The 14,044-nt window shown below is 58.0% G+C and carries 14 protein-coding genes and 1 pseudogene; 7 read left to right on the top strand and 8 right to left on the bottom strand.

All coding sequences use genetic code 11. The features are described from left to right. Nucleotides 1-26 precede the first annotated feature (26 nt). The 3 genes from AC3WP4_RS09795 to AC3WP4_RS09785 all read right to left on the bottom strand — a co-directional run bounded on the left by AC3WP4_RS09795 (nt 27) and on the right by AC3WP4_RS09785 (nt 3,980). Nucleotides 27-767, bottom strand: coding sequence for a TorF family putative porin (locus tag AC3WP4_RS09795; protein WP_102615991.1), 741 nt, complete (start codon nt 765-767; stop codon nt 27-29). Nucleotides 768-877: 110 nt separating this feature from the next. Beyond that, complete coding sequence (locus AC3WP4_RS09790) at nt 878-2,620, bottom strand: amidohydrolase (protein WP_102615990.1); 1,743 nt, start codon at nt 2,618-2,620, stop codon at nt 878-880. A gap of 340 nt (nt 2,621-2,960) precedes the next feature. Further along, nucleotides 2,961-3,980, bottom strand: a complete 1,020-nt coding sequence (locus AC3WP4_RS09785) for a helix-turn-helix transcriptional regulator (protein ID WP_102615989.1) — start codon at nt 3,978-3,980, stop codon at nt 2,961-2,963. 215 nt (nt 3,981-4,195) lie between these two features. On the opposite strand from AC3WP4_RS09785, the gene AC3WP4_RS09780 reads away from it, so the two are divergent. After that, complete coding sequence (locus tag AC3WP4_RS09780; RefSeq protein WP_074878094.1) at nt 4,196-4,495, top strand: hypothetical protein; 300 nt, start codon at nt 4,196-4,198, stop codon at nt 4,493-4,495. 71 nt (nt 4,496-4,566) lie between these two features. On the opposite strand, the gene AC3WP4_RS09775 is transcribed toward AC3WP4_RS09780, so the two are convergent. Continuing rightward, nucleotides 4,567-5,139: a DUF2214 family protein gene (locus tag AC3WP4_RS09775; RefSeq protein WP_102615988.1), complete on the bottom strand. Its 573-nt coding sequence runs from the start codon at nt 5,137-5,139 to the stop codon at nt 4,567-4,569. A gap of 363 nt (nt 5,140-5,502) precedes the next feature. Here AC3WP4_RS09775 and napE point away from each other — a divergent pair, with 363 nt between their 5' ends. From napE to AC3WP4_RS09745, 6 genes are all read left to right on the top strand, one after another. Next, nucleotides 5,503-5,670: a periplasmic nitrate reductase, NapE protein gene (napE, locus tag AC3WP4_RS09770; RefSeq protein WP_008154754.1), complete on the top strand. Its 168-nt coding sequence runs from the start codon at nt 5,503-5,505 to the stop codon at nt 5,668-5,670. 37 nt (nt 5,671-5,707) lie between these two features. Further along, entirely contained in the window at nt 5,708-5,968 is a 261-nt protein-coding gene (locus tag AC3WP4_RS09765) for a chaperone NapD (protein WP_102615987.1), read from the top strand. Then, entirely contained in the window at nt 5,965-8,469 is a 2,505-nt protein-coding gene (gene napA, locus AC3WP4_RS09760) for a nitrate reductase catalytic subunit NapA (protein WP_102615986.1), read from the top strand. Before AC3WP4_RS09765 ends, napA begins: the two co-directional genes overlap by 4 nt. 11 nt (nt 8,470-8,480) lie before the next feature. Continuing rightward, complete coding sequence (locus tag AC3WP4_RS09755) at nt 8,481-8,966, top strand: nitrate reductase cytochrome c-type subunit (protein WP_074878098.1); 486 nt, start codon at nt 8,481-8,483, stop codon at nt 8,964-8,966. A gap of 9 nt (nt 8,967-8,975) precedes the next feature. Next, nucleotides 8,976-9,572, top strand: a complete 597-nt coding sequence (locus AC3WP4_RS09750; RefSeq protein ID WP_102615985.1) for a cytochrome c3 family protein — start codon at nt 8,976-8,978, stop codon at nt 9,570-9,572. Nucleotides 9,573-9,636: 64 nt separating this feature from the next. Continuing rightward, entirely contained in the window at nt 9,637-10,308 is a 672-nt protein-coding gene (locus AC3WP4_RS09745) for a class I SAM-dependent methyltransferase (RefSeq protein ID WP_102615984.1), read from the top strand. A 24-nt stretch (nt 10,309-10,332) separates the two neighbouring features. On the opposite strand, the gene AC3WP4_RS09740 is transcribed toward AC3WP4_RS09745, so the two are convergent. The 4 genes and pseudogenes from AC3WP4_RS09740 to AC3WP4_RS09725 form a co-directional block, all read right to left on the bottom strand. After that, the gene (locus AC3WP4_RS09740; RefSeq protein ID WP_102615983.1) at nt 10,333-10,929 is read right to left on the bottom strand and encodes an eCIS core domain-containing protein; all 597 of its coding nucleotides are present in this window, start codon (nt 10,927-10,929) and stop codon (nt 10,333-10,335) included. A gap of 96 nt (nt 10,930-11,025) precedes the next feature. After that, entirely contained in the window at nt 11,026-11,355 is a 330-nt protein-coding gene (locus AC3WP4_RS09735) for a DHCW motif cupin fold protein (protein ID WP_102615982.1), read from the bottom strand. A gap of 179 nt (nt 11,356-11,534) precedes the next feature. Continuing rightward, nucleotides 11,535-12,064 (bottom strand): annotated as a pseudogene (locus AC3WP4_RS09730) (dehydroquinate synthase/iron-containing alcohol dehydrogenase family protein); the annotation flags it as partial. Between the two features lie 350 nt (nt 12,065-12,414). Next, nucleotides 12,415-13,980 (bottom strand): MltF family protein, encoded by a 1,566-nt coding sequence (locus AC3WP4_RS09725; protein WP_207250609.1) that lies wholly within the window; start codon nt 13,978-13,980, stop codon nt 12,415-12,417. Nucleotides 13,981-14,044 lie beyond the last annotated feature (64 nt).

Below are 14,044 nucleotides of genomic sequence, written 5' to 3'. Positions count from 1 at the left end.
TAACTCACTGGCAGGGCTTTTAACGCTTAGAACGCCTTGCTGGCGCTGGCAACCACAGTGGCGGAGCACAAATCACCATAGCCGTACCAGCTCGCGCATTCGCTTTTCGACAGGTCGGTATCAATGTAGCTAAGGCCCCAGGTCACGCCCACGAAGTCACGGGTCAACTTGGCTTCCCACTCGGTGTAGGCCTCACGGCTGTCGCCGCTGGCGGACCAGAACGCCGGGTCTTTGAAATCGTTGCGTCCCACGCGCAGGTCCAGGCCGATGTCGGCCGGCAACTCGATTTTGTAGCTGAGGTAGGTGTAAAGGGTGTCCTGGTCTTCGCCAAAAAAGTTAGGCGTATCGTTTGAGTAGTTGGTGCCGAGCTTCACGCCATAAACGTCAAGGATGGCGTAGACCTCGCTCATGTTGAATTGGCCTTCCTTTGGATAGTCGTACTTGATGTACCCCAGGTCGAGGCTGATGGCCTCGGTCGCCTGCCAGTAGTAGCCCGCGTAATACTCGAGTTCCTGGCGCGTCTTGAACTGGCCGCCGAAATCGACGTTCGAGGTCCAGGCGCCCACGTACAGGCCGCTGCTATGGACCAGCGTGGCGCCGGCCTGAGCCGCCGGATCACCCAGTGTTTGCGAAATGCCACGGGTGCGGTAGTCGCTGAAGACTCCCAGGGTCATGTCCAGGCTGAAGTCATCGTTAAGTGTCAGTGCGTGGGTGGTCAGGGGTGCCAATGCAAGAATGGCAAGGGTCAATACTGAGCGTGCGTTCATACAAGTCTCTTATTGTTATGGAGCTGCGGGTTATTTCAGGCATGGCGGTGCCGAGCCCCTCGTCATGGGAGGAGCCAGGCGTCTGTTGCGGGGTGCGGGCGAACGGCGTGTCAGGACGCGGGCGCGTACACCTCTTTGCCGGCGAAGAAGGTCTTCAGGACTTTGGTGTCGAACAGTTCGTCATCGCTGACCTTGAAGACATCGCGGTCGAGGATGATCAGGTCGGCCTGTTTGCCGGGCGTCAACGAACCAATCTGCTGCTCAAGACGCAGGGCCTTGGCGGCATTGAGGGTGTAGGCATAGAACATGGTCTGGCGATCGATGCTTTCCTTGGCATTCAACACGCCCAGCGGCCCTTTGCGCGTGCTGGCCTGAGCGATGGCGTTCCATGGATTGGGGCTGGACACCGGCCAGTCGCTGCCACCGGCGATGACCGCACCGGCGTTATGCAGGGACTTGGCGGGATACTGATAACCGTAAGCAAATGCACTGATATAGGGTTTGACGAGCTCGACGGTGTACGTCTCGCCCGTGGCCCACAGCAATTGCATGGAAGCGATCACGCCAAGTTGCTTGAAGCGCGGAAACTCTTTCGGGTTGACCAGTTGCAGGTGGCTGATGCTATGGGCCACCGGTGTCGGATTGAGTTTGCGCGCATAGGCAAAACCATCGAGTGACTCACGCACCGCACGGTCGCCGACCGCATGCATGTGCACAATCCAGTCACGCTTCTCCGCTGCCACCACCAACTCACCGAAGTGCGCGGGGTCGATCAGCAGTTGACCGTTTTTATGACTGTTGTTGAAGGGCACGATGACCGCGGCGGTTTGCCCCGGAAACTCCAGAACGCCATCGGCGAATACCTTGATCCCGGGAAAACTCAGGTTAGGCACACCCTCGAATTTCTTCATCACCTTGGCCAGCACTTCCAGGTCGGCCGGTCGGCTTTTCGGGTTGGCCAACAGCAGCGCGGCGACGTGGGCATTGAGTTCGCCCTTCTCCGCCAGTTCGCGATAAAGCGGCAGCACGCCGTAACTCTGCTCGGTTGCCTTGAAATCGAACAACGAATCGCCACTGCCGGCATTCGCCGCCGCGTCCATCCAGGCGGTGATGCCGTATTGATTGTTGACCTTCACCGCCTCGCGGGCGGCTTTCAACATGATCTCGCCGCTGGGCGCGGGGATCTGGCTGCGTACCTGGTCCCAGCGCGACTCGGCAAAATAACCATTGGGGGTGAAATCCGCTTCGTGGCCCACATAGGCGCGATCCTGTTCCGACAGGCCTTTAACCAGCGCCGCGTCGATCTTCAAGCGCTTGAGCATGGCGTTGTTGGCCCAGCCGGTGTGCCCGTCGATCCCGCTGAGGACCACCGGTTGATCGGCCCAGCGCCCCTGATTGAAGCGCTGGCCCAGCTCCCGGCTCTTGTCCCAATACGCCGAACTGGCCCCGGCGATGCTGATCACGTCACCGGCCCGCGCGATGCCTGCCTGATCCTGTTCAATGATCCACTGTTCAAGCTCCGGCAACGGTTTGACTTCATCCAGCAGGTTGGCGCCCATGCTGTCGAAGGCCCCGACCACCGGGTGACTGTGGGTATCAATCATTCCCGGCATCAGCACCTTGCCTGCCAGATCGATCCGTTGCGTGCGGGTGTCGGCCAGGGCGTTGATTTCGGCATTACTGCCCACTTTGAGGATCTTGCCGTCTTGCACGGCCACTGCCTGGACCAGTCCCTGACCGGGTTCGGCGGTGAAGACCTTGCCGTTGAACAACACAAGGTCAGCGGCGGCCATGGCTTGCACCGAAGAAAAAGCCAGGGCTGCGGCCAACAGGTTTGGAATAAATCGCTGCATCGGAACACTCTCTTGTTTTTATTGGACTGGGAGGCAGATGTTGTGGAAGTGGCCCGAACGGACGGTCGCAAGCCCCTGATATACAGGGCATACCCTATAGAGCGCGGCGGTCGGATGGACCTCCACAAATGAGGAGGGGTAAGGCAAATACCGTCAGCTAAGCAGCAACACAGTCCTTGTAGCAGCTGCCGAAGGCTGCGTCCGGCTGCGCAGCAGTCGTGAAGTCAGACTATGCGGTGCACCAGACTCACCGCGCACTCAGGGTTTACGACTGCTGCGCAGCCGGACGCAGCCTTCGGCAGCTGCTACAAGGTCTGCGTTATGGCTGAAGGCGCTGCGCTTAATTACGACGTGCAGTTTCCGTAGGCGAAGTCGATGAGCGCAGGACAGAACCCAGCTCCACTTTGCTCTTCACGCCGAGCTGCACGTAGCAGTTGCGCAGATAGGTGCGCACTGTGGCCGGACTCAGTGCAAGCATTTTGGCAATTTCCTTATAGGAATGGCCGGCGGCGAACAGCATCGCCGCCGTGCGCTCGCGAGGTGCCAGCACCGCCCCGCGCGACTGTGTTTCGAGTGACAGGATGACGTGCTCGGCGTTGGGGCTAAGCGTCATTGCAGTACGCCCCAGGCGAATCACACACGGCGCTTTTTCCAGGTGTGCGATGACATCAACGGGAAGCATTGAACCACTCCACCCAGGCAATTCGCGCTGAATGGCGGCGCACAGGCTTGCGCCCACATACAGCAGACTGCCATCCATCCGGGCGACCCCGAAGTCACTCGCCCCGTTGCCCGTGTCACAGCGAATCATGTCCTGCACCTGAAAGCGCCACAGCTGCAACAGATGGTCGCAGAACGCCGAAAACAATCCGTCCTCGCTGGCGTTGAAAGCCTGCGCATGAAGGCCACGGTAGAGACAAACGAAGAACATCAAGCCGCTTTCCGGGAGCTCGAACGTGATGCTCATCAGGTAATAGAGATCGTGACGGCGTGCGAAGTCATTCACCTGCTCGCAGGGATCGTTGAACCCACTGTCGCGTAACACTTCCCCGGGCTGACTTAAGGTCTCCTGGGAAAATCGGTCGTTGATCGCTACTTTGTGCCATTCGACGGCAAACGATTCAGGCAGATTGATCCGCCCGTGCATCCAGCTTTGAGGCGTACTGGCGTCTGATGTCGACATCTCGCCCCACCATGCCGAAGCGAAGGGCACCAGTTGACCGAAGGCCTGCAAGCCATCGGCGATGAATTGGGAGGCGCCGTGATCGCGCGCAAGCCGACCCAGGTGCAACACGCAACGATTGAACGCCTTTAGCGTTGCCAGCGACGTGTTGGCGCCGACCTCATCACCCTCCTCCATTGTTTTTATCCTGTTTACTACATGGCGTATTTTTCGACGATGCCATAGCCGCGGTCATGGCGTCCAGCGAGCGCTCGCGACGCCGGCTGTCAGCGAGAATGACTCAAAAGCGCTAATTCCATTAAACCGGCCCAAGAGCCGGCACAACACCATCTAACCTGAATAGAGCACGACCCCAAACAAGCCTCTAGCCTCTTGATAAAGGGGGAGACCGGATGACCGGAACAACAGCGCGCCGATGCTCGTCATGGGGCCTGCTCTCCCTCCTCGCGATCAGCCTCGCGCTGACAGCGGGATGCTCAGGCAAAGCGGCGACGGCTCGCTATGCGGCCTCAAGCCTGGGCGACAGCTGCTATGCAAAAGCGCTTCCCACTGTCGGCGAGGGCGGCCTGGCGTGGGGCTCCACCTTGAACATGGCTCGCAAAAAATCCCTGAATAATTGCATACGCTATGCCGGACGATCCGGTGGCACGCCCGACACCTGCAAAGTGGTATTGGCCGAGTGCAAAAATTAAGAGAGCGGCGGTGACGCGGGCCGTTCGGTTCGCGGTCAACCGCGTGACCGAACGCCAGTCGGTCATTTGAACTACCCCGGTACCGAGGATTTTGGCACACCGACACTGCCCGCCTTACCGGCGACTGCAAGTGCCACGCAACACGCCAATAACGAGAAGGCGGCGAATGCGCCCATCACATGTAGATAAGGCAACACGTGATTCCAGGCCCGAGCCACCCCCAGGAAAGCGGCGAATAGCCAACCGCTCATGGAAAGCGCACCCAACAAGGCGAGCCGCGTGCGGCCTGCACTGCGCAGTGCGACGAATGGAGCCTTTTGCAGCAACGGGAAGCCGACTCGATGCAGTAATGCACCGTTGAGGCTGAGCAGCGCGACGACAGTTACCTTGGCCCAGAGTTTCTGATTGAGCAGATACGCGTCGCCTTCATTGAGATAACCCTCAAGCACCAGCAACAATCCGCTTGCCCAAAGGGCAAGCAGTGCGAGGCTGACAATCCTCTGAGTTTCATCAAGGTACTCAAGCCTGGCCTGGTCAAGTATTTCCTTGCGCCAACTCCAAAGCTTGTGATCCGCCTGCAACACCCTCCCCAGGGCAATACACGTAGCGAGCAGATGACCGTATACGAGAAGCATTTTGAGCATTGCCTGGACCTTATTATTGTTTTGGCGCTGCGTTCCCTGCTTCGCTGAATTGAAAACGAATGATACAAATTTGCAATTGCATTTTCAAGATGAGCAATCCGTCACAGGCTGATACCGACCGCGAGACAACTGTCGCGACAGGCAGCAAAAGGCCCGGTGTGCGCGAGCGCTCGACGCTCGATTTGAAAGCCTGCGACTAAAAGTTGAAATTTTGCGAACTAAACGAAGTAATGATTGAAAACGTTATAACCCGTTGCGACCCAAGAGCACGGGTTATCAACCGTTCGTCTGTAAACCCCCTGGTAGAAAACCTGCGAAAACTTCGTGATCTAGTCTGACTGCACGTTCGGCAGGAGATTACGCATGTCATTGGCTGAAGAACGAAAACCTCAGCGCCGCAAAGAAACCCGGCTGTTTCTCTTTCTTGTCATCTGCCTCTTCCCGCTGCTGTCAGTCGCTATCGTCGGCGGCTACGGTTTTATCGTCTGGTTTTTCCAGATGCTGTACGGCCCCCCAGGACCACCCAACTAACTAATAGCCTTTTCTGAAAGCCTATTGGAGCCAGCGCATGGACGAAGCTTTGCATATTGCCAGTCTTGTAGTACTTGCCAGGCCTGAATTGTTCGATGCCGTCAAAGCCAACCTGCGCCTGTTGGACGGCCTGGAACTGCATCAGGAAAGTACGGCGGGAAAACTGGTGGTGGTCCTTGAGGCCGTACACGAAAGCCAGATCCTTCAACGCATCGAACAGATCAACAATTTGCCCGGTGTACTCAACGCGGCGTTGATCTATCACGAAGTCCTCGAACCCGAAGGGGATATCGAATGAGCATGTCGCGCCGAGCATTCGTCAAAGCCCAGGCTGCCGCCATTGCAGCCGCCGCTGCTGGCCTGCCGATTATTACCGACGCCAGTAATCTGGTCACCGAAGCGGACATGGTCACCCTTGACTGGAACAAGGCGCCCTGCCGTTTCTGCGGCACCGGGTGCAGCGTGATGGTCGCAACCAAGGACAACCGGGTGGTCGCCACCCACGGAGACGTCAAGGCCGAGGTCAACCGCGGACTGAACTGCGTAAAGGGCTATTTCCTTTCGAAGATCATGTATGGCGTCGATCGCCTGACCCAACCGCTTTTGCGCATGACTAACGGCCAGTACGACAAGCAAGGCGAATTCCAGCCGATCAGTTGGGAGAAGGCCTTCGACATCATGGAGCTGAAATTCAAGGAAGCCTTGAAGAGCAAAGGCCCCGGGTCGGTCGGCATGTTCGGCTCCGGGCAATGGACCGTGTGGGAAGGTTATGCCGCCAACAAGCTGATGAAGGCTGGCTTTCGCAGCAACAACATCGACCCCAACGCTCGCCATTGCATGGCCTCGGCGGTGATGGGTTTTATGCGCACCTTTGGCATGGATGAGCCGATGGGGTGCTACGACGACATCGAAGCCACCGATGCCTTCGTGCTCTGGGGCTCGAACATGGCCGAGATGCACCCGGTGCTCTGGAGCCGGGTCACCGACCGCCGTTTGAGCCAGCCTCACGTGAAAGTGGCCGTGCTGTCGACCTTCGAACATCGCAGTTTCGAGCTGGCCGACATCCCCATGGTGTTCAAGCCGCAAACCGACCTGATGATCCTGAACTACATCGCCAACCACATCATTGAAAACGGCGCGGTGAACCAGGACTTCATTACCAAGCACACCCGATTTGCCCAAGGTGCCGACGACATCGGGTACGGCCTGCGCCCTGATGATCCACGGGAAATGAAGGCGAAAAATGCCGCCAAGGCCAACACCTGGACGGATATTTCCTTCGACCAATACGCAGCCTTCGTCAAACCTTACACACTGGAGCGAACCGCCAAGGAGACAGGCGTTCCGACTGAAAGGCTCAAGGCGCTGGCCGAGTTGTATGCCGATCCCAAGCGCAAGGTCGTGTCGTTCTGGACCATGGGTTTCAACCAGCACACTCGCGGCGTCTGGGCCAACAACCTGATCTACAACATCCATTTGCTCACCGGCAAAATCAGCGAGCCGGGCAACAGCCCCTTCTCGTTGACCGGCCAGCCGTCGGCCTGTGGTACGGCGCGCGAAGTCGGGACTTTCTCCCACCGTTTGCCCGCCGATCTGGTGGTGACCAACCCCAAGCACCGCGCCATCGCCGAAAAAATCTGGAAGCTGCCCGCCGGTACCATTCAGGAGAAACCTGGGTTTCACGCGGTGGAACAGAGCCGCATGCTCAAGGACGGCGTGCTCAACGTTTACTGGACCCAGGCCAGCAACAACATGCACGCCGGGCCGAACATCATGCAGGAAGTCCTGCCGGGCTGGCGCAACCCGGATAATTTCGTGATTGTCTCGGATGTCTACCCCACCGTGTCCGCGCAAGCCGCCGACCTGATCCTGCCCAGCGCCATGTGGGTAGAAAAGGAAGGTGCCTTTGGCAACGCCGAGCGGCGTACGCAGTTCTGGCATCAATTGGTGACCGCACCGGGGGACGCCAAGTCGGACCTGTGGCAGTTGCTGGAGTTTTCCAAGCGCTTCACCACCGATGAAACCTGGCCCGCCGAGTTACTCGCCAAGTCTCCTGATCTCAAGGGCAAAACCCTGTTTGAAGTGCTTTACAAGAACGGCCAGGTTGACCAGTTCCCGGTCGAGCAAATGGAAGCCGGATACAAAAATGATGAAGCCAAAGCGTTTGGCTTCTACCTGCAAAAAGGTTTGTTCGAAGAGTACGCCCAGTTCGGTCGCGGCCACGGGCATGACCTTGCCACGTTCGACCGCTATCACAGCGAACGAGGCCTGCGCTGGCCGGTGGTGGACGGCAAGGAAACCCGCTGGCGTTACCGCGAAGGGCTCGACCCCTATGTGGAGAAAGGCAGCGAGGTGCAGTTCTACGGTTACCCGGACAAGAAGGCGATTATCTTCGCCCTCCCCTACGAGCCGCCAGCCGAAGCCCCGGATGCCGATTATCCATTCTGGCTGAGCACCGGACGCGTCCTCGAACACTGGCACACCGGCACCATGACCCAGCGCGTCGAGGAACTGTACAAAGCGGTGCCGGACGCATTGGTCTACATGCACCCCGAAGATGCCAAGGCCTTGAAGGCGCGGCGTGGCAGTGAAGTGAAGTTGATCAGCCGACGCGGTGAAATCCGTGCACGCATAGAAACCCGCGGACGCAACAAACCGCCTCAAGGACTGGTATTCGTGCCGTTTTTCGATGCCAACAAGCTGATCAACAAAGTCACGCTCGATGCCACCGATCCGATCTCCAAGCAGACCGACTACAAAAAATGCGCGATACGAATCGAGTTGATCAGCGTGGCCTGAGGAGAACCGTCATGCCTTTGCGAACCCTGCCGTTGCTCCTGCTCGCTGCGATTGGCGTGGTGATGGCTGCAGAAGTCAATTACCCCCTCGATGCCTCGGGGCCAGATGGACGCCGACCCGGTGGCACCTTGACCCAGAGTATGCCGGCCCCGCCCATTGCCAATGAAGAAAACAAGGACCTGAAACGCGAACGCAATTACCCGGACCAGCCACCCACCATCCCCCACACCATCCTCGGTTATCAGATCGACAAGAACGGCAACAAGTGCCTGTCCTGTCACAGCCGGGCCAACAGCGCGCGAACCCAGGCAACGATGATCAGCATCACCCACTACATGGACCGCGACGGCCAGGCGCTGGCGGCGGTGTCACCGCGCCGGTACTTCTGCAACCAATGCCACGTGCCGCAAACAGAAGTACTGCCCCTGGTGGGCAACAGTTTCGAGACGATCGACAAAATACTGCAAGACGAAGCCAACGCCACGCAGAAACCCTGAGGAGGCAACATGAGAAAACTGTTCGCCCTGCTCAAGGATTACTGGGGCATTCTGCGTCGTCCGAGCCTCTACTACAGCCTGGGCTTTCTGACGTTGGGGGGCTTTATCGCCGGGATCATTTTCTGGGGTGGCTTCAACACCGCGCTGGAGCTGAGCAATACCGAGAAATTCTGCATCTCCTGTCATGAAATGCGGGACAACGTGTTCGTCGAACTGAAGGACACCATTCATTACACGAACCGCTCCGGCGTGCGCGCCAGTTGCCCGGATTGCCACGTGCCCCACGAATGGACCCACAAGATCGCGCGCAAGATGCAGGCTTCGAAAGAGGTGTGGGGGAAGATCTTTGGCACCATCGATACGCGTGACAAATTTCTCATGCTGCGTCGCGAACTGGCCGAACATGAGTGGGCAAGGCTCAAGGCCAATGACTCGCGTGAATGCCGCAACTGCCACAACTTCGAATTCATGGACTTTACCCGCCAGAGCAAGCGCGCTTCCTCCATGCATTCAACTTCTCTGGCCAATGGTGAAGCCACGTGCATCGACTGCCACAAGGGCATCGCTCACAAGCTGCCCGATATGAGCGGGGTGAAAGGCTGGTAAGGATTTTTCGATCAGCCCGAACTTGCCCTGGCTTTTTATCCAACCCACAACGCTGGTCACCGACATGCCCACCCCCGAATCCACCCTCCTCGACAGCTGGCACCACAACGCCCAATCCTGGATCGACGCCATCCGCACTGGTGCCATCGAAAGCCGCCTCAAAGTCACCGACCAGGCCATCCTGCTGGCGGTGCTGAGTCGCCAGCCCGAGCGTGTGCTTGACCTGGGCTGCGGCGAGGGCTGGTTGTTGCGCGCGCTGGCTGAACGGGGCATCGAGGCGGTCGGTGTGGATGGCGATGCGACGCTGGTCGAGGCGGCGCGGGCGGCGGGCTCTTCGTCGGTGCATCTGGCGAGCTATGAAGAATTGGTGGAGGCGAAGGTGGACATTGGCCGCGACTACGACCTGATCTGCGCCAACTTCGCCCTGCTGCACCAGGACATCATCCCGCTGCTCACCGCCATGAACGCCCTGCTCGCCCCTGGCGGCGCGCTGGTGATCCAGACGTTGCATCCATGGACCGCGGCAGCGGGCGACTATCAGGATGGCTGGCGGGAAGAGACCTTCGCCGGGTTCAAGGGCCAATGGCAACCCATGCCGTGGTACTTGCGCACCTTGTCCAGTTGGTTCAATGCGCTGGACATGGCCGGTTTTCGGCTGGCCGCCCTGCAAGAGCCGCAGCACCCGCAAAGTCCTGCGCCGCAGTCATTGCTGCTGGTGGCCGAACCGCAGAGGTAAGTGCAATCGATCAACTCGGGCTTTTCAGTCATTCCCTTCCCGCAACAACTGCCTGACCTCAGCCTGTATGGCATAAGCCGGCGCCTCCACAGCATTGAAATCCTGTGTATACCGCTGGGCAAATCCTTCTACCCCCCATTCCAGATATTGCTGCACATGCTTTAGTTCGTGCGCCCAGAGCGCAATGTCCTGCTCTGCGGTTTGAGCGTCCCGGAAAAGGATGATGTCGATCAGCGTCACGGCACCGACATCGGGGTTTTGCAGCATGGCCGTGGCGGCGTTGAATTGGCCGTTGTCGCTCACTTTGTAGCGCGCAGCGTCGAGGACGCTGGGGTCGTACCAGCGCAGCAGTTGCTCGCGGATGTGCGGTGGAATGGATTGGATGCCGGCGCTGGCGGCGTCCGCGCGGGCTTGGGTCAGCCACATCGCCAAAGCAGGCGCCGCGATCTGGTGGATATCATCAGCCAGGGGACCAAGCAGCGGTCCCACGTCTGGCAGGCAGATGCAGCCGTCCAGGCACACTTGTGTTTCGCCAGCCGGGCAGGCGTTGGTCTGGGCTGGTACTTCAAGCGTCAGGCAAAGAACAAACAGCGCCACCAGGCGCGTGATGATGGACGGCATTGGTCGCTCCAAGGACGGACGCAGCGCGAACAGTGGGTCCCGATTGATCGACGATCCGCATGGCTTTAGCGTAGCCCCGAACCAGGCGCCCCAGCGTTAATCCACGACGAACAACTTGGCACCGGTGGTGCTGAAAGATCGATGCCCCTCAGTATTGCTGCCCACCTGATAGCTCATCCCGGCGGTGAGCGTGAACTGACGACCATCCTCCAGCTCCGTGTGCAACTCGCCTTCCAGGCACAACAGGATATGACCTCTCCAGCACCAGTGATCGGCCAGATACCCGGCGCTGTACTCAACCATCCGCACACGGGTTGAACCAAACTGACAGGTTCGCCAATAGGCGGTACCGGTCTGTCCAGCATGCTGTACAGGTTCGACGGTCGACCAATCGGTCGTACCAAAGGGAACAGCCGTTAGATCCATCGTTGCCTCGTCATTGAAGGAGTGTCTGCGGACCGTACTCACCCAGTCCTGCTTCCGATAGACACAGATGCCACGCGTTTATGAGATACAGACTCGAACACCTGCGAAGAACCCCAAAAAAGCCCCGCACTTCAACCGAAGGCGGGGCTTTTGATCTGGCTGGCGTCACTTCACATCGGTTACATCGCGGTAAGGAAAATCTGCTCGATCTCGTCCTGGTTGGCAGGACGCGGATTAGTGAAGCCGCAGGCATCCTTCATGGCATTGGTGGCCAGGATCGGGATGTCGTCGGCTTTGGCGCCCAGTTCGGCGAGGCCGCTCGGAATACCGACATCCAAAGACAGTTTACGGATGGCGGTGATGGCCGCGGCGGCGCCTTTTTCCGCATTCAGCTGCTGGGTGTCGACCCCCCATTGCGTTGGCGATGTCTTTAAACCGGGCCGGCAAGAAATTGCGCGTAGGCCATATTTTCCCGAGCGGTCATGTCGTCACCCTGGGCAACGGCAGTGCGCAGGTTGGCCGAGATCAACTCCACGGCCTTGAGTGCACAGGCATCGGTGATCGGTGTTGCCGCAGTCGACACATAGGCTTCGATAGCGTGGGTCAGCGCGTCCATGCCGGTGGCGGCGGCCAGGCCTGCATCAGTGACAATCAAGGCTTTGCGAAAAAACATATTTACGGATGGCGAGCATCGCTTCGTCGAGACTGCCGATGCCCATCATGGTCACGGATGGAATGAAGAAGGTGCTGCTCATGGTAATTCCTCTTTTATTCTGGAAACCCGGAAATCAGGTGAGATCTTGTACTCAAATCGCAGGCTGTGAGGCGGGTCTGAATATCGTCATTGACGAGTTCAGCGGGAGACGTGCTGTATCAAGTGTTCAGGCAAACACTTTAAGACGCAGAGGTGGATGGGCTATCGCAGCCGGTAACTTTTGCTCTTGGAATCGAGCCTAAACCTGTGACGCCAGACAGGAATGGTCCTTTAGCGTTCATTGGTACCTCCCTTAGTACCGGGAGCTACCCGAATCGAACGATTTTTCTTTCACCCTTGCGGACTTAGTGCGCTTCCTCGATCTCACCCTTCAACTTTTTCGCGGCTTCCTCCTTTGCCGTCCTGGCTTCGATGAGCAATTTGTAGGCAATGTAATACTTGTAGATGTTACTCACGTAGGTCACTGTTTCCGCTCCGATTTTATCGGCGGCAACATACTCCACGTTGTGAAACCAGACATTTGGGTCCAGGCCGCGATTGGCCGCTTCCTTGCGAAGCTTCGAAACCCGACCTGCGCCAGCGTTATAGGAAGCGAAGGCGAAGAGTGCCTTGTCCAGCTTGGTCATGGGTTCCTTGCCGTAGTACTGATCGATCATCCAGCGCATGTACTTGATGCCTGCATGAATGTTCGGCTCCAATTGCGAAATGTTGCCTACAGCGAGTTCCTTGCCGGTAGCGGGCATGACCTGCATCACACCAATCGCGCCGACCTTGCTCTTGACGGCTTGATTGAGCTGAGACTCCTGATACCCCTGGGCCGCCATCAGCAACCAGTCCACATCATACTGATCGCCATATTTTTGAAAGAGCTGAACCAGGACGAGGAATTTCTGGCGCTCGGACTCTGAAGCCGCATCCTTCACATACTTTGCGTTCTTCAAATAACGCGCCAGGATAATGTTCCCCTCTGTAGTCCCCAGGCTATGGCCCGCCACGAAATCGTTGGTGGCAGCCATAAGTTTCGGACTGTCTTTACGGATCGCCCAAGCAATTTCACCGCCGGTGCGCACGGCGACATTTTCATGCACCGTGATCTGGGGGAAGACCTGTTTCCAGAAGTCCGCCTTGTGCTTGTCCACGATGATGAGCGGAATCAATCCGGCGTTGAGCATCTCAATCAGATCCTCGTCCTCCAGGTTCTCCGGCGCCAATTTGAGAATCAGGGCAGGCTTCTTCTCGGTGGCGAAGCGCCGGTTGAGGGCCATCAGACTTTGGTAATAACTGGAGGATTGGCGAACGAAGACTACCTTTCCCGATAGCTCATCCACGCTCGATACTGGGGGAGAGCCTGGACCGGTCACCACCACTTCACTGGCATTTCGATAGGTGGGTACGGAAAAGTCGACTTGCTGCTTGCGATCTTCAGTCACGGTGAGGTTGGACGCCGCAATGTCGCCTTTACCGGCAACCAGCGCCTCCAGCAGGTCGCCCCGCGCAACCGGAACAAAGACCATGCGGACCTTGAGATGTTTATGCTTGAGCTTGTTTTCGTTAGCTAGCTTCTTGTTCAGATCCGCCTCGAACAGGCGAAAAATCTCATAGGCAGCGCCGCGCTGGACACCCTTGTCAACAAAATAGAATGTCTTGCTATAGACAGTCAGGACTCGAATGGTCCCGCGCTGGATCATCCCGTCGAGGTCGCCTTTCCAAGGTTTCATCACCTCTTGGGAAGAGATCGTGAGTTCCTCACGCTGTGAGGGCGTCAGGGGGGAGGGTTTTGCTTCGATCGCAGCATGGACTGGGCCAGCAAACAGCGCGAACGTGAAGGCCGCAATCGCCATCGCGCCCAGCCAGGTGTCGGTTGGCGAACAACATGGATGCCATGTTTTCAGAGAGTGATTCCAAAACATAGTCTGCGCTCCACAAGTTGCGCTGTTTCGTATCGGCTTTTACTGCTCCATACCAGATACAGCA

The organism is Pseudomonas sp. FW305-20 (assembly GCF_058788075.1).
This window is presented reverse-complemented; position numbering and strand designations above follow the sequence as displayed.